General features: G+C 68.3%; 17 protein-coding genes. 5 read left to right on the forward strand and 12 right to left on the reverse strand.

From position 1 onward, the window contains the following. The first annotated feature begins 42 nt into the window (after positions 1-42). The 5 genes from ACWV14_RS30100 to ACWV14_RS30120 all read left to right on the forward strand — a co-directional run bounded on the left by ACWV14_RS30100 (position 43) and on the right by ACWV14_RS30120 (position 5,212). Positions 43-1,488, forward strand: coding sequence for a nicotinate phosphoribosyltransferase (locus ACWV14_RS30100; RefSeq protein ID WP_454905440.1), 1,446 nt, complete (start codon positions 43-45; stop codon positions 1,486-1,488). A 331-nt stretch (positions 1,489-1,819) separates the two neighbouring features. Beyond that, a complete protein-coding gene (locus ACWV14_RS30105; protein WP_454905442.1) occupies positions 1,820-2,965 on the forward strand; it encodes an MGDG synthase family glycosyltransferase in 1,146 nt (381 codons plus the stop codon). After that, positions 2,962-3,453, forward strand: coding sequence for a hypothetical protein (locus ACWV14_RS30110; protein WP_454905444.1), 492 nt, complete (start codon positions 2,962-2,964; stop codon positions 3,451-3,453). The genes ACWV14_RS30105 and ACWV14_RS30110 overlap by 4 nt, the downstream gene beginning before the upstream one ends. Beyond that, positions 3,450-3,995, forward strand: coding sequence for a dual specificity protein phosphatase family protein (locus tag ACWV14_RS30115; RefSeq protein WP_454905446.1), 546 nt, complete (start codon positions 3,450-3,452; stop codon positions 3,993-3,995). The genes ACWV14_RS30110 and ACWV14_RS30115 overlap by 4 nt, the downstream gene beginning before the upstream one ends. Before the next feature lie 86 nt (positions 3,996-4,081). Beyond that, positions 4,082-5,212, forward strand: a complete 1,131-nt coding sequence (locus ACWV14_RS30120; RefSeq protein ID WP_454905448.1) for a zinc-binding dehydrogenase — start codon at positions 4,082-4,084, stop codon at positions 5,210-5,212. A 67-nt stretch (positions 5,213-5,279) separates the two neighbouring features. On the opposite strand, the gene fusA is transcribed toward ACWV14_RS30120, so the two are convergent. The 12 genes from fusA to ACWV14_RS30180 all read right to left on the reverse strand — a co-directional run bounded on the left by fusA (position 5,280) and on the right by ACWV14_RS30180 (position 17,306). Beyond that, positions 5,280-7,298: an elongation factor G gene (fusA, locus tag ACWV14_RS30125; RefSeq protein WP_454905450.1), complete on the reverse strand. Its 2,019-nt coding sequence runs from the start codon at positions 7,296-7,298 to the stop codon at positions 5,280-5,282. A gap of 473 nt (positions 7,299-7,771) precedes the next feature. After that, positions 7,772-8,470 (reverse strand): two-component system response regulator KdpE, encoded by a 699-nt coding sequence (kdpE, locus tag ACWV14_RS30130; RefSeq protein WP_422084599.1) that lies wholly within the window; start codon positions 8,468-8,470, stop codon positions 7,772-7,774. Between the two features lie 4 nt (positions 8,471-8,474). Beyond that, positions 8,475-11,228 (reverse strand): DUF4118 domain-containing protein, encoded by a 2,754-nt coding sequence (locus ACWV14_RS30135; RefSeq protein ID WP_454905452.1) that lies wholly within the window; start codon positions 11,226-11,228, stop codon positions 8,475-8,477. 14 nt (positions 11,229-11,242) lie between these two features. Further along, complete coding sequence (locus ACWV14_RS30140) at positions 11,243-11,374, reverse strand: hypothetical protein (RefSeq protein ID WP_267898697.1); 132 nt, start codon at positions 11,372-11,374, stop codon at positions 11,243-11,245. Then, the gene (locus tag ACWV14_RS30145) at positions 11,364-11,738 is read right to left on the reverse strand and encodes a hypothetical protein (RefSeq protein ID WP_422084597.1); all 375 of its coding nucleotides are present in this window, start codon (positions 11,736-11,738) and stop codon (positions 11,364-11,366) included. Before ACWV14_RS30145 ends, ACWV14_RS30140 begins: the two co-directional genes overlap by 11 nt. 13 nt (positions 11,739-11,751) lie before the next feature. Beyond that, a complete protein-coding gene (gene kdpC, locus ACWV14_RS30150; protein ID WP_454905454.1) occupies positions 11,752-12,363 on the reverse strand; it encodes a potassium-transporting ATPase subunit KdpC in 612 nt (203 codons plus the stop codon). A gap of 13 nt (positions 12,364-12,376) precedes the next feature. After that, on the reverse strand, positions 12,377-14,479 hold the full coding sequence (gene kdpB, locus ACWV14_RS30155) for a potassium-transporting ATPase subunit KdpB (RefSeq protein ID WP_454905456.1): 2,103 nt from the start codon (positions 14,477-14,479) through the stop codon (positions 12,377-12,379). Positions 14,480-14,492: 13 nt separating this feature from the next. Next, on the reverse strand, positions 14,493-16,292 hold the full coding sequence (gene kdpA / locus ACWV14_RS30160; RefSeq protein WP_454905458.1) for a potassium-transporting ATPase subunit KdpA: 1,800 nt from the start codon (positions 16,290-16,292) through the stop codon (positions 14,493-14,495). A 1-nt stretch (position 16,293) separates the two neighbouring features. After that, positions 16,294-16,392, reverse strand: a complete 99-nt coding sequence (gene kdpF / locus ACWV14_RS30165; protein ID WP_019657711.1) for a K(+)-transporting ATPase subunit F — start codon at positions 16,390-16,392, stop codon at positions 16,294-16,296. Next, complete coding sequence (locus ACWV14_RS30170; protein ID WP_267898696.1) at positions 16,389-16,511, reverse strand: hypothetical protein; 123 nt, start codon at positions 16,509-16,511, stop codon at positions 16,389-16,391. The genes kdpF and ACWV14_RS30170 overlap by 4 nt, the downstream gene beginning before the upstream one ends. Positions 16,512-16,644: 133 nt before the next feature. Beyond that, on the reverse strand, positions 16,645-17,037 hold the full coding sequence (locus ACWV14_RS30175; RefSeq protein ID WP_454905461.1) for a hypothetical protein: 393 nt from the start codon (positions 17,035-17,037) through the stop codon (positions 16,645-16,647). A 23-nt stretch (positions 17,038-17,060) separates the two neighbouring features. After that, a complete protein-coding gene (locus ACWV14_RS30180; protein WP_455342726.1) occupies positions 17,061-17,306 on the reverse strand; it encodes a hypothetical protein in 246 nt (81 codons plus the stop codon). Positions 17,307-17,605 lie beyond the last annotated feature (299 nt).

The following is a 17,605-nucleotide window of genomic DNA, read 5'->3' on the forward strand; positions in this document are numbered from 1 at the left end:
CGGCACCCGGTTGACGGGTGCCACAGTGAAAGGAGCTTTCACATGAACCGCAATCTCACCTCCTCGCCCCTGGGCAACAACCTGCTGCTTCGCACCGACTCCTACAAGGTGTCGCACTGGATGCAGTACCCGCCCGGCACGCAGACGGTGTACAGCTACATCGAGTCGCGCGGCGGCATCTTCAGCCACTCGCTGTTCTTCGGGCTGCAGGCCTACCTGCGCGAATACCTGCAGACGCCGGTGACGCGCGACGACGTGGAAGAAGCCGCCCTGCTCATGGCCGCGCACGGCGAGCCTTTCAACCGCGAAGGCTGGCTGCGGCTGATCGAGAAGCACGGCGGGCTGATGCCGGTGCGCATCCGCGCCGTGCCCGAAGGCAGCGTGACGCCGGTGCACAACGTGCTCGCGACCATCGAGAACACCGACCCCGAGTTCTTCTGGGTCACGAGCTTTCTCGAGACCGAGCTGCTGCGCGCCATCTGGTATCCCACCACGGTCGCCACGCTGTCGGCAGCAGCGCGCACCACGCTGCTGCGCTACCTGGAAGCGACCTGCGACGACCCGCAGGGGCAGATCGCCTTCAGGCTGCACGACTTCGGCGCGCGCGGCGTGTCGAGCCTCGAATCGGCCGCGCTCGGCGGCATGGCGCACCTGGTGAACTTCATGGGCACGGACACGCTGGCTGCGCTGGTGGCGGCACGCCGGTACTACGACTGCGACGTGGCGGGCTTTTCGATTCCGGCGGCGGAGCACAGCACCATCACGGGCTGGGGCCGCGAGCATGAAGCCGATGCGTACAGCAACATGGTCGACCAGTTCGGCAAGCCCGGCGCCACTTTTGCGGTGGTGAGCGACAGCTACGACATCTTCAATGCCTGCGCGCGCATCTGGGGCGACGAGCTGAAGGCGAAGGTGGTGGCCTCGGGCGCGACGCTGGTGGTGCGGCCGGATTCGGGCGACCCGGCAGAAACCACGCTGAAGGTGGCGCAGATCCTGGCCGAGCGCTTCGGCACGACGACCAACGCCAAGGGCTTCCGCGTGCTGAACAACGTGCGCATCATCCAGGGCGACGGCGTGAATCTCGATTCGCTGCGGCTGTGCCTGTCGAACTTTTTCCACAACGGTTTTTCGACGGAGAACATCTCCTTCGGCATGGGCGGCGGGCTGCTGCAGCAGGTCAACCGCGACACGATGCAGTGGGCGATGAAGTGCTCGGCGATGCAGGTGAACGGCGAGTGGCGCGACGTGTACAAGTCGCCCGTCGGGGACATGGGCAAGGCTTCGAAGAAGGGGCGTCTTGCGCTGGTGCGCGGTGCGAACGGCATCGAGAACACTGTGCGGGAAGAGACGATGGCGACAGGCCAGGCCGACCTGCTTCAGACGGTGTTCGAGAACGGGCGCATCGTGGAGAGCACCACTTTCGATGCTGTTCGCGAGCGGGCTGCTGCGGGGGTGAATCAGTTCATCACTTCTCGGGCGCCTCTTTGATTTGTGTTCGAGGGTTCGGGGGTGTGCACAGGGCACCAGGTACTCCCCTCCGCGAATGTCCCCCGGGGCTGCGCCCCTCCTCCTTTATTTCGCTGCGGGGAGCACCCGGCGCCCTGTGCACGACGAGCGCGGCTCTCGTGCTGGCCGATCAACCAGTGCTCTGAACGCTCACGACGGCGGGGTGCCTTGCGCAGCGAAATAAAGGAGGAGGCCGCAGGCCGGGGGACATTCGCGGAGCAAGGCACCCCGTCGGCGTGAGCGAGCCCTGAATGAAGGCCCCCAAAAGCACCGCCACACAGCATCGCCATAATCCGCCCAACTCCCGGATTTCATGACCAAACTCCTGATCCTCAGCGTGAGCGCCGGCAACGGCCACGTGCGTGCAGCACAGGCGCTTGCCGCCACCGCCCAGACCCTCGCCCCGCCCTGCACGGCGGTCCACATCGATGCGATGGCCCACGTGGCCGGCGGCTTTCGCAAGGTCTACACCGACTGGTACATCCAGCTCGTGAACCGGGCCCCCGAGCTGTGGTCGTACCTGCACCAGCGCACCGACACCACGCCGCACCACGCGCCCTCGCAACGCCTGCGCCGCGGCATCGAGCGGCTGAGCACCGGCGCCCTCGTGAAGGAAATCCGCCGCGAGCAGCCCGACGCCGTGATCTGCACCCACTTCCTGCCCGCGGAACTGCTGATGCGCGAGCGCAACCGCGGCCGCATCGACTACCCCGTGTGGCTGCAGATCACCGACTACGACCTGCACAACATGTGGCTCGTGCCGGGCATGACCGGCTACCTTGCCGCCACGGAAGAAGTGGCGTTCCGCCTGCGGGCGCGCGGCATTCCGGCGGACCGCATCCACGTCACAGGCATCCCCGTGATGCCGGCGTTCTCCGAGCCCGACGCACCGACGCTTGCGCGCAACGCCTGCGCGACGGAACTGGGCCTCGATCCTTCGCGGCCGGTGCTGCTGATGGCCTCGGGCGGGGCGGGCGTGGGCGACCTGCCGAGCATGGTCGAGCGCGTGCTCGGCCTCGGCGGGGAAGGCAACTTCCAGGTCATTGCCGTTGCCGGCCGCAACGTGGAGGCATACGGCAAGCTGGAGGCGCTGGCCAGGCGCTACCCGGGGCGCGTGGTCGCCATCGGCTTCACCAACGAGATGCACAAGATGATGGCCGCGTCCGACCTCGTCGTCACCAAGCCGGGCGGCCTCACGGTGTCGGAATGCCTGGCACTGGGCAAGCCGATGCTGCTGATCTCGCCCATCCCCGGGCAGGAAGAACACAACGCCGGCTTCCTGATGGAAGAAGGCGCCGCGTGGCTGGCCTACGACGCCATCGGCCTCGACTACAAAGTGGCGCGCCTCATGGCCGACACCGCCAAGCTCGCGAACATGGCCGCCCGCAGCCGCGCGCTGGGCAAGCCGCAGGCCGCTCGCGCGGTGCTGCAACACGTTCTGTCGGACAGCGCGGCATGAACCGCGACACCGAAAAGACCGGCGTGGGCCGCACGCTCGGCTATCTCGCCTGGGTGGCCGTCATGGCCTTCTTCTTCGCCAACGCCGAGATCCAGATCGAAGGCGGTGCCGGCTGGGCGACGTCGCTGCCGACCTGGCGCATCGAGAACAGCATCTGGCTCGACATCTTCTGGGGCGGCCGCGCGATGACGGGCTACCACGCATGGGTGTTCACCTTCATGGCGCTGGTGTTCTTCTCGCCGCTGGCCTTCAACGGCCGCTGGACATGGCGCAACGTCGGGCTCGCGGTGGCGGGGCTGATCGTGTTCTGGGTCTGCGAGGACTTTCTGTGGTTCCTCATCAACCCGGCCTTCGGCTGGGCGCGCTTCAACCCGGTCGATGCGTTCTGGCACAAGCACTGGCTGTGGGGCGCGCCGGTCGACTACTGGGGCGGCCTCGCGGTGGCGCTGCTGATCCTCACGGTTCGCCACTGGAAGCGCAAGCCATGAGCGCGGCTGGCGGCGACGACGAAACGCGCCCCGGCCACTGGGCCGACCCGCTCGACGAACTGCACGTCGAGAACCTGCACCGCATCACGCCCACGCTGTACCGCAGCGCGCAGCCCCGGCGCGCCAACATGGCCGCGCTGCAGGCGCTCGGTATTCGCACGGTGGTGAGCCTGCGCTCGTTCAACGACGACAAGAAGGTGTTCGCCGGCACCGGCATGCGGCTGGTGCGCGTGCCGATCAATACCTGGTCCATCGACGACGCCAAGGTGCTGCGCGCGCTGCTCGCTATCCGCGAGGCGGAGAAGCAGGGACCGGTGCTGATCCACTGCATGCACGGCGCCGACCGCACCGGCGTGATCGCCGCGGTCTACCGCATGGCCGTGCAGGACTGGGACAAGGACAGCGCGCGCCACGAGATGCTGCGAGGCGGCTACGGCTACCACACGCTGTGGCGCAACATCCCGCGCTACATCGAGCGGCTCGATCCCGCGAAGATGCGCCACGCGCTGGCGCATGCCCCCGTGATCCCCGTGGTGTCCTGAAGGCGCCAGCGGCTTCCGTACCCCGCTCCTATACTGGCCGCCCCGTGGCCGATGGCCATCTGCGAAGCTTCACGAAGGGCTCTTCCATGGCACTCCAAATCCGCTCCCTCGTTCGCGCGAACGGCGAACTCGAACTCTCTCTGCACGACGACCCGATCCCCGAACCGCAGGCCCACGAAGTGGTGATCCGCGTCGAGGCGTCGCCCCTGAACCCGTCGGACCTCGGCCTGCTGTTCGGCGCCGCCGACATGAGCACCGCCAAGGCCTCGGGCACGCCCGAGCGCCCCGTCGTCACCGCCACCGTGCCCGAGCGCGTGCTTCCCGCGATGGCGGCGCGGCTCGACCAGTCGATGCCGGTGGGCAACGAAGGCGCGGGCGTGGTGGTCAAGGCCGGATCGTCGCCGGCCGCGCAGGCGCTGCTCGGCAAGACCGTGGCGGCCATCGGCGGCGCGATGTACTCGCAGTACCGCTGCCTCGCCGCCGCCCAGTGCCTGGAACTGCCGGACGGCACCACGCCGGCCGAAGGCGCATCCTGCTTCGTCAACCCGCTCACCTCGCTCAGCATGGTCGAGACCATGCGCATGGAGGGCCACAAGGCGCTGGTGCACACGGCCGCCGCGTCCAACCTGGGCCAGATGCTCAACAAGATCTGCCAGAAGGACGGCATCGCGCTCGTCAACATCGTGCGCAAGCAGGAGCAGGAAGACCTGCTGCGCGGCCTGGGCGCGAAGTACGTTTGCAACGCGACCTCGCCCACCTTCCTCGAAGACCTGACGCAGGCGCTGGTAGAGACCGGCGCCACGCTGGCCTTCGACGCCACCGGCGGCGGCAAGCTCGCCGGGCAGATCCTCGGCTGCATGGAAGCGGCACTGAACCGCACCGCCAAGGAATACAGCCGCTACGGCTCGACCACGCACAAGCAGGTCTACATCTACGGCGGCCTTGATCGCTCTCCCACCGAATTCGTGCGCAACTTCGGCATGGCGTGGGGCATGGGCGGGTGGCTGCTGTTTCCGTTCCTCGGCAAGCTCGGCGATGCCGGTACGCAGCGTTTGAAGACCCGTGTCGTGGCGGAGCTGAAGACCACCTTCGCCAGCAAGTACACGCGCGAGGTTTCGCTGGTGGAGATGCTGCAGCTCGATGCGATCGGGGTGTACGGGAAGCAGGCTACCGGTGAGAAGTTCCTGCTGAATCCCAACAAGGGCGTTGCAGCCTGACCTGCGGCCTTCGCACTCGCCCAAGAAAAAAGGGGCGGCCCCGACAAAGGACCGCCCCTGAGGCCTGTCAGCTCTTCAAGAGCCCGGCCGTTTCACTCGCAGGCGCCACTGCGTAGTGGTCGAACTGCATCGTGTACTGCGCGCGGCCCGAAGACAGCGCACGCAGGTTGCCGATGTAGCCGAACATTTCCTTCAGCGGCACATGCGCATCGACGACGGCCGCGTTGCCGCGCACCGACTGGCCACGGACCATGCCGCGCCGCCGGTGCAGGTCACCGATGCAATCGCCGAGGTAGTCGGCGGGCGTGATGACTTCCACGGCCATCACCGGCTCCAGCAACTGCGGCGCTGCTTTCGCGGCCGCTTCGCGGAACGCCGCCGCGGCGGCCAGTTCGAACGCCATCGCCGACGAATCGCTCTCGTGGTGGCTGCCGTCCACCAGCGTGGCCATGAAGTCCACGCACGGGAAACCGGCCACCACGCCGGATTGCGCGGCGCGGCGGATACCGGCCTCGACCGCGGGAATGAACTCGCGCGGAATGACGCCGCCCACCACCCGGCTCTCGAATCCAATGCCGTCGCCACGCGCACGCGGCGCGATGCGCAGCGTCAGCTCCGCGAACTGGCCGGGACCGCCGTTCTGCTTCCTGTGCACATGGTGCACCTCCGTTTCTCTCGACAAGGTTTCACGGTAGGCGACCTGGGGCCGTCCCACCGACACTTCGACGCCGTATTTCGCGCGCAACTTCTCGACGGACACATCGAGCTGCAGCTCGCCCATGCCCGACAGAATCGTCTGACCCGACTCGGCGTCCTGCCGCAGCCGCAGGCTCGGGTCTTCCCGCAGCATGACCTGCAAGGCCTTCGACAGCGCCTGCTGATCCGCTTGCGCTTTCGGCTCGATCGCGACATGGATCACCGGCTCGGGCACGCTGATCTCTTCCAGTTGCACCGGATGGTTCCGGTCGCACAGCGTGTTGCCGGTCAACGTGTCCTTCAGCCCGACGATCGCGGCGATGTCGCCCGCCACGAGTACCTCGCGCTCGATGCGGTCGTCCGCATGCACTTCGTACAGCCGCGCCGCGCGTTCCGTGCGGCCCGTCGTCGCGTTCAGCACCGTATCTCCACGCCGCAGCCGGCCGCCGTAGACACGCACGAACACCATCGCGCCGTGGTCGTCGCTGGCGACCTTGAATGCCAACGCCGAGAACGGCGCCTCGGGGTCGCATGCAGTCGCAACTTCGCCCGGCTTCGGCAGCCAGTCGACGATCGCGTCGAGCAGCGGCTCCACGCCGCGGTTGCGGAACGCGGAGCCCGCGAGTACGGGCACGAAGGCACTGGCCAGCACTGCCTTGCGGATGCACGCGCGCAGCACGTCGGCCGACGGCTCATTGCCGTTCAGGTAGGCCTCCATGGCCGCGTCGTCCTGCTCGACCGCAAGCTCCACAAGCCGCGCACGATGGCGCTGCGCCGAAGCCAGCAGATCGGCGGGCACGCCGGTCACGCGGCAGGGCTCGCTTGCGTCGTCCTTGTCCCAGACGAGCGCACGCATGCCGACGAGGTCGACCACGCCACGGAAGTCGCCTTCCGTGCCAATGGGTAACTGCACCGCCACGGCCTTCACGCCCAGGCGGTCTTCCATCATGGCAACCACGCGCGGGAAGTCCGCGCCGAGGCGGTCGAGCTTGTTGACGAAGGCGATGCGCGGCACGCGGTACTTGTCCGCGAGGCGCCAGTTCGTCTCGGTCTGCGGCTCCACGCCGGCCACGCCGTCGAACACGACGACCGCGCCGTCGAGCACGCGCAGCGAGCGGTTCACCTCGATGTTGAAGTCGATGTGGCCGGGCGTGTCGATCAGGTTGATCTGCGTCGCGTTCCAGTGGACCGTGATGGCCGCGCTGCTGATGGTGATGCCGCGCTTCTGCTCCTGTGGATCGAAGTCCATGCGCGCCGTGCCGCTGCTGACGTCGCCGATGCGATGGCTCTCGCCGGCGTAGAACAGGATGCGTTCGGTGGTCGTGGTCTTGCCCGCGTCGACGTGGGCAATGATGCCGATGTTGCGGAGGTTTCTGGATTTCGGGTTCATGGCGAATCTTTCTTTTCTCTGGATCGAGGCACGCGCTCTTTCGCGCAGTGCTTCGAAGGCCTGGTTGGCATGCGCCAGCCCCAGGCAAAAAGATTCGCCCGGGAGGCTAGCGACGAACGGTGTCGTGCAATGTGCTGATGCGGCGGCCGGAGCCCGGGCGCACGGTGTCCACGCTCCGGCGGAGGCGAATCGTGGCGATCAGCTTGTCGTAGGTACGCATGGCGTGTTGAACGGTTGATGTGCGGAAAAAACAAAACCCCGGAGGGACGGAGCCTGCCGGGGTTTTCAATACCGGAAGGCGCAACGCCTTCCGAACGCGATCGAGGGCGATGTCAGGTGGCGATGCTCGCCTCGATGGCTTGGATGAATTTCATGGTGGGCGGGATTGTGAAGATGCCGGCGGGCAAAGGCAAGCGCAGCAATGCGCGGTGTTGGTCGGAAGTCACGGTGCTGGGCAGGCAGCCCAGCACGCCCTAGACCACCAGCCGATACCCCACAGCCGTCTCCGTCAGCAGATGCCGGGGCTGCGCGGGATCGGCCTCGAGCTTCTGCCGCAGGTGCCCCATGTAGATGCGCAGGTAGTGGCTCTGGTCGGTGTGCGACGGTCCCCACACTTCGCGCAGCAGTTGGCGCTGCGTCAGCACGCGGCCTGCGTTTGCGACCAGCACCGACAGCAGCCGGTATTCAGTGGGCGTCAGGTGTACTTCAGCGCCGGCCCGCCGCACGAGCCGCGCCGCGCGGTCGAACTCGATCTCGCCGAAGCGGAACAGCGCCTCGGCCGGTTCGTCATTGCCGCCCCCCGCGGCGCGGGGGCGCCTGAGGTTGGCACGCACGCGCGCCAGCAGTTCGCCGGTGCCGAAGGGCTTGGTCAGGTAGTCGTCTGCGCCGGCGTCGAGGGCGGCGATCTTGTCGGCCTCGTCGGTGCGCGCCGACAGCACGATGATCGGCACCGCCGACCAGCCGCGCACGTCGCGGATCAGCGAGACGCCGTCGCCGTCGGGCAGGCCGAGGTCGAGCACCAGCAGGTCGGGCTGCCGCGTGCCGGCCGCCGCCAGGCCGTCGCGCAGGGTGCCGGCCTCGTGCACCAGCCAGCCTTCGGCCTCGAGCGCGCCGCGCACGAACCTGCGTATCTGCGGTTCGTCTTCGATCACGATGGCGGTGGGGGCTGGCATGGGTTCAGAGTTGTGCTTCGGCGGATTCGGGCGGCTCGCGGCGCGGCAGCGTGACCGTGAATTCTGCACCGCCGCCGCGCGCATTCGACGCGGTGATCTCGCCTCCGTGCGCGCTCACCACCGCCTTGCAGATTGCCAGGCCCAGGCCCACGCCCGGCGTCGCCGATTCGGCTTCGCCGCGCGTGAACTTGTCGAACAGCTTCTGCTCGTGGCCGAGCAGCGCGGCGGGCAGGCCAGGGCCGTGGTCGCGCACGGTGAGCACCAGCGTGCCGGGCTCGGCCCGCGCGCCGACTTCGATGGGCGGCGCGCCGTACTTGGTGGCGTTCTCCAGCAGGTTGACGAGCACGCGCTCGATCAGCACCGCGTCGAACTCGACCAGCGGCAGCTCGGCGTCGAGCGCGGTGTGCACGACGGTGTCGCCCAGCGAGGTGCGCGCCGCGCGGATGGCCGAGCCCACCACCTCTTCCACCGACTGCCAGTCGCGCCGCAGGTTGACCGCGCCGCCGGCGATGCCGCTTTCGAGCCGCGCCATGTCGAGCAGGTTGTTGACCAGCGCATGCAGCTCGTGCGCCTGCGCGACGATGGCGCGCGCGGCGTTGTCGCGCTCCTCGGGCGGCAGCGTCTGCAGCGATTCGGCCAGCGCGATCAGCGCGGTGAGCGGCGTGCGCACGTCGTGCGAGATGGCGCCGAGCAGCGCGTTGCGCAGCCGCTCCGACTCCATCTCGACCACTGCCTGCTGCGCCACCTCGACGTAGTGCACCCGCTCCAGCGCGATGGCGATCTGCCGCGCCAGCGTGTCGAGCTGCTGCGCCTGCTCGGGAATGAGCAGCCAGCGCGGCTGCGCGGGCGACAGCGCCAGCACGCCGCGCACGCGCATCGGCGCGCGCAGCGGCACGTAGTGCCAGGGCTGCGCGGCCAGCGTGGCGGTCGCCAGGCCGGCCGGCTGGCCGTGGCGGAAGGCCCAGTCGGCCACCTGCGGATCGAAGCCTTCGGGTGCGTTGGCCGGCAGCACGAGCTGGTCGGCAGCGTCGGTCACCAGCACCAGCGCATGGCCACCGAAGTGCCCCTGCACCGCGGCAGTGCCGAGCGTGACCACCTGCGAGCTTTCGAGCGCGGCGGACAGCTCCCGCGTCAGCTCGAACAGCGAGCGTGCACGCCGCTCGCGGCTGGTCGACACGCCGGCTGCGAAGCGCAGGCCGGCGGTGAGCTGCCCCACCAGCAGGCCGACGCCCAGCATGATGGCGAAGGTCAGCACGTACTGCACGTCGCTGACCGCGAAGGACAGGCGCGGCGGCACGAAGAAATAGTCGAAGGCCGCGACGTTGAGCAGCGCCGCCAGCGCCGAAGGCCCGCGCCCGAAGCGCATTGCCACGCCCACCACGCCCAGCAGGAACAGCATGACGATGTTCGACAGCTCCAGCACGCTGGCCAGCGGCGTGCACACCAGTGTCAGCGCGACGCTGGTGGCGGTGGCCCATGCGTAGGCCGGCCAGTAGGTGGGCGCTTTCTCGTGGTCGTCGCTGTCGATGCGCGCACCTTCCAGCGGCGCGCGCGACAGGCGGCGCGAGCTGTCGGCGGGCGCGACTTCCATGATGTCGAGCGTGGGCGCGCGTTGCGCCAGCGCGCGCGAGAGCGGGGGCGATGCGGCGGCGGGCCACCAGCGGCGCCAGCCCGCGGCCAGCTCCGAGCGCCCGAGCACCAGCGTTGCGCAGTTCAGGCGCCGTGCCTGTTCGGCGAGCTGCTCCGCCACGTCGGAGCCGGTGAGCACCGCCGTGGCCGCCCCCAGTTCCTCGGCCAGCTTGAGCACGGCGAGGATGCGGTCGCGCTCGGCGGCCGCCAGTCTTTGCAGGCGGGGCGTCTCGACATACGCCGCATGCCACCGCACATTGAGCTGGCCCGCCAGCCGCGCGGCGGTGCGCACCGTCTGCGCCGCGCCTTCGTGCGGGCCGACGCAGGCGAGGATCGCGCCCGAGGTGTTCCAGGCCTGCAGGCCGCGCCCTTTTCCGTTCCCGCCGGCACCCGGCCCCGACTGCTCCACGCGCCAGCCGCGCACGTCGTCTTCCACGTGTTCGGCGGTGCGCCGCAGCGCGATCTCGCGCAGCGCGATGAGGTTGCCCTTGCGGAAGAAGTTCTGCGCCGCACGCTCGGCCTGCTGCGGCAGGTAGACCTTGCCGGCCGCGAGCCGCGCCGTGAGTTCGTCGGGGGTGACGTCGACCAGCACCACCTCGTCGGCCTCGTCGAGCACGGTGTCGGGCACGGTCTCGTGCACCCGCACGCCGGTGATGGCGCCGACCGTGCCGTTCAGGCTCTCCAGGTGCTGCACGTTGAGCGCCGACCACACCTCGATGCCGGCGGCCAGCAGCTCCTGCACGTCCTGCCAGCGCTTGGCATGGCGCGAGCCGGGGGCGTTGGTGTGGGCCAGTTCGTCGACCAGCAGCACGGCTGGCTTGCGGGCCAGCGCGGCGTCGAGGTCGAATTCGGCGAGGGTGCGGCCGCGGTAGGCCAGCTCGCGCAGCGGCAGCGCGTCGAGCCCCGCGAGCAGCGCGGCGGTCTCGCTGCGGCCGTGGGTCTCGACCACGCCGATCAGCACGTCGCGGCCGGCGGCGCGTTCGCGTTGCGCGGCGCTCAGCATGGCCCAGGTCTTGCCGACGCCAGCGCTGGCGCCGAAGTAGATGCGCAGCTTGCCGCGCTGCGCGCGCGCTTCGTCGCTGCGCAGTTGCGCGAGCAGGGCGTCGGGGTCGGGGCGGTCGTCGAGCATGTGTGCCGCGCAGGTTATCGCATCGGAGGGTCCTTGCGGCGGTCCGCGTGCCGCCGCGCGGTGCGCGAGAGCACCCACCAGGCAAAGCCCAGCGGCACGAACAGCGCCGCCATCGCCAGCAGCGCAAGAAGCAGGTCAGTGACCATGGCCGAGGCCGCAGCGCGCGAGGTGATCGCGCCAGCTCACGAGCCGGCCGATCTCGCCCGAAGGCACGCATTCGATCAGGCGATGCAGCACGTCCGCGTAGCTGCCGATCGGCAGGCGGATCATCAGGCGCACGCAGGGCGCATCGCTTTCCTGCGTGCTGCAGGCGTGCAGCAGCGGCTCGCAGCGCACCACACCCGCGTCGGGGCAGCCGGCCATGCTGCGGCGCACGCGCAGGGCGTCTGCGCAGCAGACGGTGACGTCGAGCACGTAGTACGGGCCCGTGCCCTGCTTGCTGTTCGGCTTGCTCATGAGTGCGTGCGTTCGCGGCACGCCGGGGTGTTCTCGGTAGGCGGCATAGGCCATGGTTTGTTTCTCCTCAACGGGGAGTCGAAGGACTGAAGGAACCTGCAAAAGCGTCGAGCGCGATGTTCAGCGCGAGCACGTTGACGCGCGACTCGCCCAGGAAGCCCCACTTGGGGCCTTCCGTGTTGTCGGTGATCAGCGTGTTGACGCGGTCCAGCGGAATGCCGCGCACGCGTGCGACACGCGCTGCCTGGTAGCGCGCGGCGGCCGGGCTGATGTCGGGGTCGAGGCCGCTGGCCGATGCGGTGACCAGGTCGACCGGCACCGGCGCGGTGTTGCCCGGGTCGGCCGCGCGCAGCGCCTCGACGCGCGCCTTCACGGCATCGGTCAGCGCCGGGTTGAGCGGGCCCTGGTTCGAGCCGCCGGAGGCCACGCCGTTGTACGGCTGCGGCGACGTGGCCGAAGGACGGCCCCAGAAGTGCTTCGGATCGCTGAAGTTCTGGCCGATGAGCTTCGAGCCCACCGTGGTGCCGTCGAGCACGATCAGGCTGCCGGCCGCCTGCGCGGGGAACACCGCCTTGGCGGCGCCGGTGACGGCCATCGGGTAGATCAGGCCGGTGAGCGCGCTCAGCAGCACGAAGAGCACGAGCGCGGGGCGGGCGATGTTGCCGCTGTTGTTGTTCATGATGGAAAACTCCTCAGACGAGATGGACGACGACAAGAAGCCAGTCGATCAGCTTGATGCCGATGAAGGGCACCAGCAGGCCGCCCAGGCCGTAGATGGCCAGGTTGCGGCGCAGCAGCGACGCGGCGCCCACGGGCCGGTAGCGCACGCCCTTCAGTGCCAGCGGAATCAGGAACACGATGACCAGCGCGTTGAAGATCACCGCGCTCAGGATGGCCGAGGACGGGCTCGCCAGCCGCATCACGTTCAGCGCGCCCAGCTGCGGATAGGTCGACACGAAGATCGCCGGGATGATGGCGAAGTACTTCGCCACGTCGTTGGCAATGGAGAAGGTGGTGAGCGAGCCGCGCGTCATGAGCAGCGCCTTGCCGGTCTCCACCACTTCCAGCAGCTTGGTCGGGTTGGAGTCCAGGTCGACCATGTTGCCGGCCTCCTTGGCAGCCTGCGTGCCGCTGCCCATGGCCACGGCCACGTCGGCCTGCGCGAGCGCGGGGGCGTCGTTGGTGCCGTCGCCGGTCATGGCCACGAGGCGGCCTTCGGACTGGTACTGGCGGATGAGCGCGAGCTTGTCCTCGGGCGTGGCTTCGGCCAGGAAGTCGTCCACGCCGGCCTCGGCCGCGATGGCCGCCGCCGTGAGCTTGTTGTCGCCGGTGATCATCACCGTCTTGATGCCCATGCGGCGCAACTCGGCAAAGCGCTCCTTGATGTCGGTCTTGACGATGTCCTTGAGCTCGACCACGCCGAGCACGCGGTTGCCTTCGGCCACGGCCAGCGGCGTGCTGCCGCGGCGGGCGGCTTCCTCGGCCGCGCGCAGCACCTCGGGCGCCATGCTGCCACCGAGCGCTTCCACATGGCGGCGCACCGCATCGACCGCGCCCTTGCGCAGCAGGATGTCGTCGGTGTCCAGGCTGTTGGGCTCGGCCGGCAGGTCGACGCCGCTCATGCGGGTCTGCGCGGTGAAGGGCACGAAGCGCGCGCCCTCCACGGCGGTGGTGTCCAGCCCGTCGCGGCGGGCCAGCTCGACGATGCTGCGGCCTTCGGGCGTCTCGTCGGCCAGCGACGAGAACATGGCGGCGCGCGCCAGCCGGGCCTTGGTGATGCCGGGCGCGGGCAGGAACGAAGTGGCCTGGCGGTTGCCGTGCGTGATGGTGCCGGTCTTGTCGAGCAGCAGCACGTCGACGTCGCCGGCGGCTTCCACCGCGCGGCCCGAGGTGGCGATCACGTTGGCCTGCATCATGCGGCTCATGCCGGCCACGCCCACGGCCGACAGCAGCCCGCCGATGGTGGTCGGAATCAGGCACACCAGCAGCGCGACCAGCGCGGTCAGCGACACCACGGTGCCGGCGCCGGCGGCTTCCACGCTGAAGATCGAGAACGGCAGCAGCGTGACCGTGACCATCAGGAACACGATGGTCAGCGCCACCAGCAGGATGGTCAGCGCGATCTCGTTGGGCGTCTTCTGGCGCTTGGCGGCCTCGACCATGCCGATCATGCGGTCGAGGAAAGACTCGCCCGGGTTCACCGAGATGCGCACCACCAGCCAGTCGGACAGCACGCGGGTGCCGCCGGTCACGGCCGAGAAGTCGCCGCCCGATTCGCGCACCACGGGCGCCGATTCGCCGGTGATGGCGCTTTCGTCGACCGAGGCCACGCCTTCGATAACCTCGCCGTCGAGCGGGATCACGTCGCCGGTCTCGACCAGCACGACATCACCCTTGCGCAGGTTGGGCGCCTGCTCCGGCAGCCACTGTGCGCCGTGATGCGGCTCCTGCAGCTTCTTGGCCCAGGTGTCCTTGCGCAGGCCGCGCAGCGAAGCGGCCTGCGCCTTGCTGCGGCCTTCGGCCAGGGCTTCGGCGAAGTTCGCGAACAGCACGGTGAACCACAGCCAGATGGTCACGGCCAGCACGAAGGCGGGCTTCATGCCGGTGTCGCCCGGGAAGCTCAGCGCATGCACCCAGAGCACCGTGGTCAGGATGCTCCCGATGTACACGATGAACATCACCGGGTTGCGCCACTGGGTGCGCGGGTTGAGCTTGGCGAAGGCGGCCCACAGCGCGGGCTTGACCAGCGCCGCGTCGAACAGCGAGAGGGATGTCTTGGTATTGGCAGTAGTCATGTTGCGCTCCTTCTTATTTCCAGAGCACGAGGTGTTCGACGATCGGGCCCAGGGCCAGCGCCGGCACATAGTTGAGCAGGCCGACCAGCAGCACCGTGCCGATCAGCAGGGAGACGAACAGCGGGCCGTGCGTGGGCAGGGTGCCGCTGGTGACGGGCAGGCGCTTCTTGGCGGCCAGCGCGCCGGCCACGGCCAGCACCGGCACGATCATCGCGAAGCGGCCGAGCCACATGGCCAGTGCGAGCAGGCCGTTGTAGAAGGGCGTGTTGGCCGACAGGCCCGCGAAGGCGCTGCCGTTGTTGTTGGCGGCCGAGGTCAGCGCGTACAGGATTTCAGAGAAGCCATGCGCGCCCGGGTTCGCAATGCCGGCCTTGCCGGCGCCCGCGATCACCGCCACCGCCGTGCCCGCCAGCACCAGGACCGGCGTGACCAGGATGGCGATGGAGATCAGCTTCATCTCGCGCACCTCGATCTTCTTGCCGAGGTACTCCGGCGTGCGGCCGATCATCAGCCCGGCGATGAATACCGCGAGCATCGCGAAGATCAGCATGCCGTACAGGCCAGAGCCCACGCCGCCGAACACCACTTCGCCCAGCTGCATCAGCACCATCGGCACCATGCCGCCCAGCGGGGTGAGCGAGTCGTGCATGCCGTTGACCGCACCGCAGGATGCGGCCGTGGTGATTGCGGCAAAGAGCGACGAGGCATCGATGCCGAAGCGCACTTCCTTGCCTTCCATGTTGCCGCCGGCCTGCAGCGCGTTCGACACCTGGTCGACCCCGAGCGAGGCGAACAGCGGATTGCCTGCATGCTCGGCGGGCGTGATGACCATCACCGCGATGACGAACATGATCGTCATCGCCGCGAGCACGGCCCAGCCCTGGCGCATGTCGCCGACCACGCGGCCGAAGGTGAAGCACAGCGCGGCCGGGATCAGGAAGATCGCGATCATCTGCAGCAGGTTCACCAGCGCCGTCGGGTTTTCATACGGATGCGCCGAGTTGGCGTTGAAGAAGCCGCCGCCATTGGTGCCGAGCATCTTGATGGCTTCCTGCGAAGCCACCGGGCCCATGGCCAGGGTCTGCGTCTTGGTGGTGGCGTCTTCCATCACCGGCTGGCCCTTCTCGTCCTTCAGCGGCTGGCCGTCGGCGCCGTTCTTCGGCTGCTGGAAGGCGGTGGTCTCGAGCGTGCTCACTTCCTTGTAGGCGTCGAAGTTCTGGATCACGCCCTGGCCCGCGAAGATCATCGCAAGCACGAACGAGATCGGCACCAGCACCCACAGCGTGATGCGCGTGACGTCGGCCCAGAAGTTGCCGACCAGCCCCTTGCCGTCGCCGCGACGCGCGAAGCCGCGCACCAGCGCGAAGGCCACCGCGATACCGGTGGCGGCGGAGAAGAAGTTCTGCACCGTCAGGCCGAGCATCTGCGTGAGATAGCTCATGGTCGACTCGCCGGAGTAGCCCTGCCAGTTGGTGTTGGAGACGAAGCTCACCGCGGTGTTGAAGGCCGAGTCGGGCGACACGGCCGTCATGCCCGCGGGGTTCAACGGCAGCCAGCCCTGCAGGCGCTGCAGGGCGTAGACGAAGATCGCGCCGATGGCATTGAAGGCCAGCAGCGCGAGCGCGTAGCGCAGCCAGTGCATCGACTGCTCGGGCTTGGTGCCGGCGAGCTTGTACAGCGGCGCCTCGACGCGCTGCATCCAGCGCGGCACGCGCTCGTTGCACAGCGCGGCAAGGAACTTGCCGACGGGCCAGGCCAGCACCAGCAGCGCGGCCATGAAAAGGGCCAGCAGGCCCCATGCGGAGGAGGTCATTTCAGAATTCCTCCGCGCAGATCAGCGCGAACACCAAGTAGGCGAAAAGCACCACGGCGATCAGTGCGCCGAAGCCGTAAAGAACTTCGAGGCTGATCATGACGGCGCTCCGTCGGTCTTGTTCGATGGCTTCGGTGCGTCGAGCCTGTTCAGCCCGACCACCATGGCCCCCACCACGGCCCAAAGCGCCAGCAAGGCGCCCATCCAGACGATGTCCATACATCACTCCTGCAAACGAGAAAAGATGGGCTTCAGTCTCGGCAGTCGTGCGTCAAAACGGGGGAAAGAGTGAAGGTACGGCCGTAAAGAAAGCGTAAAAACGGCGGCTCCAGGGCTCTTCAGCGCTTGAATCTCAGGGGCAGACGGGCAGGTCCTGCATAGGGGGGATAGCGTCGAAGGCGGCGTAGTTGCCGTCGTGATCGGTCCAGGCGAGCGGATAGACATTCGAAGAGACGTGCAGCTTCACGCCATCGAAAAGACTTCGCACCGCATCAGCCGTCGCGGCCGCGCGTCGCTGCGCCAGCCGCTTTGCGTCGGGCGCGGTATCGGGCGCCACGCCTTCGAGGTCAACCGAGTCCAAGTGCGGGTACAGGCGGCGGAAATGATCCAGCCTGTCGGCGATCAGCGCGATCTGGTCGCGGTCCAGGACTGCGGAGCCTTCGGCGAAAACGACGAGGGCCGAAGCCCAGTGTTTGCATTCCTGCGCCGTTGCACAGGTGCTCAGACCGGCGAGGACGGGCGGCACGAGGCAAGCGAGTCTTATTGCTTTCACCTTTGAATCCCTCCATCTTCCATTCGGCACGGACATTCATGCGGACAGGCAAGAAGGAAGTCGATCTCCACTCGCTTGACGTCTTCCTTGCCCAGGGCGCCTGCAGGATAGACATTGCCTTTGGCCGGAAGAGCGACCGTCGGCACGCTGAAGCGCAGACCCTCATCGAGAATGCGAGCAACATTCCTGGCCCGCTGTATCGCCAGCCTCTGCGGATCCCCCACCACGATCACCTTTCGCATCATTCCGATGAATCTCCAAGTTGAGGACAGCAACTTGTAGAGAGCCCAGGTGACGCCGGCACCAATCGCCGCGGACAAAACCCCGGCGTCGCGACTTACTTCACGCGGCGCATCCGGCGAAACAGAGGAGCCCGACTGTCACAACACGACCGGCTGGCACGTCTTCAGGTCTGCGGGGTTCCCCCGCGCAACACCTGGAGAACCCGACATGCACAGCAGCAGCCTCGCTCGAATAGCCCCGGCCTATGACGGCCATTGCCAAGCCGTCCTCGACAGGCGGCCGGCGCCATCAAATAATC

The organism is Variovorax durovernensis (assembly GCF_977011995.1).

Bases quoted from the DNA above. Each gene is read 5' to 3' on its own strand.
- ACWV14_RS30100 (WP_454905440.1), top strand. From the start codon at position 43: ATGAACCGCAATCTCACCTCCTCGCCCCTGGGCAACAACCTGCTGCTT.
- ACWV14_RS30105 (WP_454905442.1), top strand. From the start codon at position 1,820: ATGACCAAACTCCTGATCCTCAGCGTGAGCGCCGGCAACGGCCACGTG.
- ACWV14_RS30110 (WP_454905444.1), top strand. From the start codon at position 2,962: ATGAACCGCGACACCGAAAAGACCGGCGTGGGCCGCACGCTCGGCTAT.
- ACWV14_RS30115 (WP_454905446.1), top strand. From the start codon at position 3,450: ATGAGCGCGGCTGGCGGCGACGACGAAACGCGCCCCGGCCACTGGGCC.
- ACWV14_RS30120 (WP_454905448.1), top strand. From the start codon at position 4,082: ATGGCACTCCAAATCCGCTCCCTCGTTCGCGCGAACGGCGAACTCGAA.
- fusA (WP_454905450.1), bottom strand. From the start codon at position 7,298: ATGAACCCGAAATCCAGAAACCTCCGCAACATCGGCATCATTGCCCAC.
- kdpE (WP_422084599.1), bottom strand. From the start codon at position 8,470: ATGCCAGCCCCCACCGCCATCGTGATCGAAGACGAACCGCAGATACGC.
- ACWV14_RS30135 (WP_454905452.1), bottom strand. From the start codon at position 11,228: ATGCTCGACGACCGCCCCGACCCCGACGCCCTGCTCGCGCAACTGCGC.
- ACWV14_RS30140 (WP_267898697.1), bottom strand. From the start codon at position 11,374: ATGGTCACTGACCTGCTTCTTGCGCTGCTGGCGATGGCGGCGCTGTTC.
- ACWV14_RS30145 (WP_422084597.1), bottom strand. From the start codon at position 11,738: ATGGCCTATGCCGCCTACCGAGAACACCCCGGCGTGCCGCGAACGCAC.
- kdpC (WP_454905454.1), bottom strand. From the start codon at position 12,363: ATGAACAACAACAGCGGCAACATCGCCCGCCCCGCGCTCGTGCTCTTC.
- kdpB (WP_454905456.1), bottom strand. From the start codon at position 14,479: ATGACTACTGCCAATACCAAGACATCCCTCTCGCTGTTCGACGCGGCG.
- kdpA (WP_454905458.1), bottom strand. From the start codon at position 16,292: ATGACCTCCTCCGCATGGGGCCTGCTGGCCCTTTTCATGGCCGCGCTG.
- kdpF (WP_019657711.1), bottom strand. From the start codon at position 16,392: ATGATCAGCCTCGAAGTTCTTTACGGCTTCGGCGCACTGATCGCCGTG.
- ACWV14_RS30170 (WP_267898696.1), bottom strand. From the start codon at position 16,511: ATGGACATCGTCTGGATGGGCGCCTTGCTGGCGCTTTGGGCCGTGGTG.
- ACWV14_RS30180 (WP_455342726.1), bottom strand. From the start codon at position 17,306: ATGCGAAAGGTGATCGTGGTGGGGGATCCGCAGAGGCTGGCGATACAG.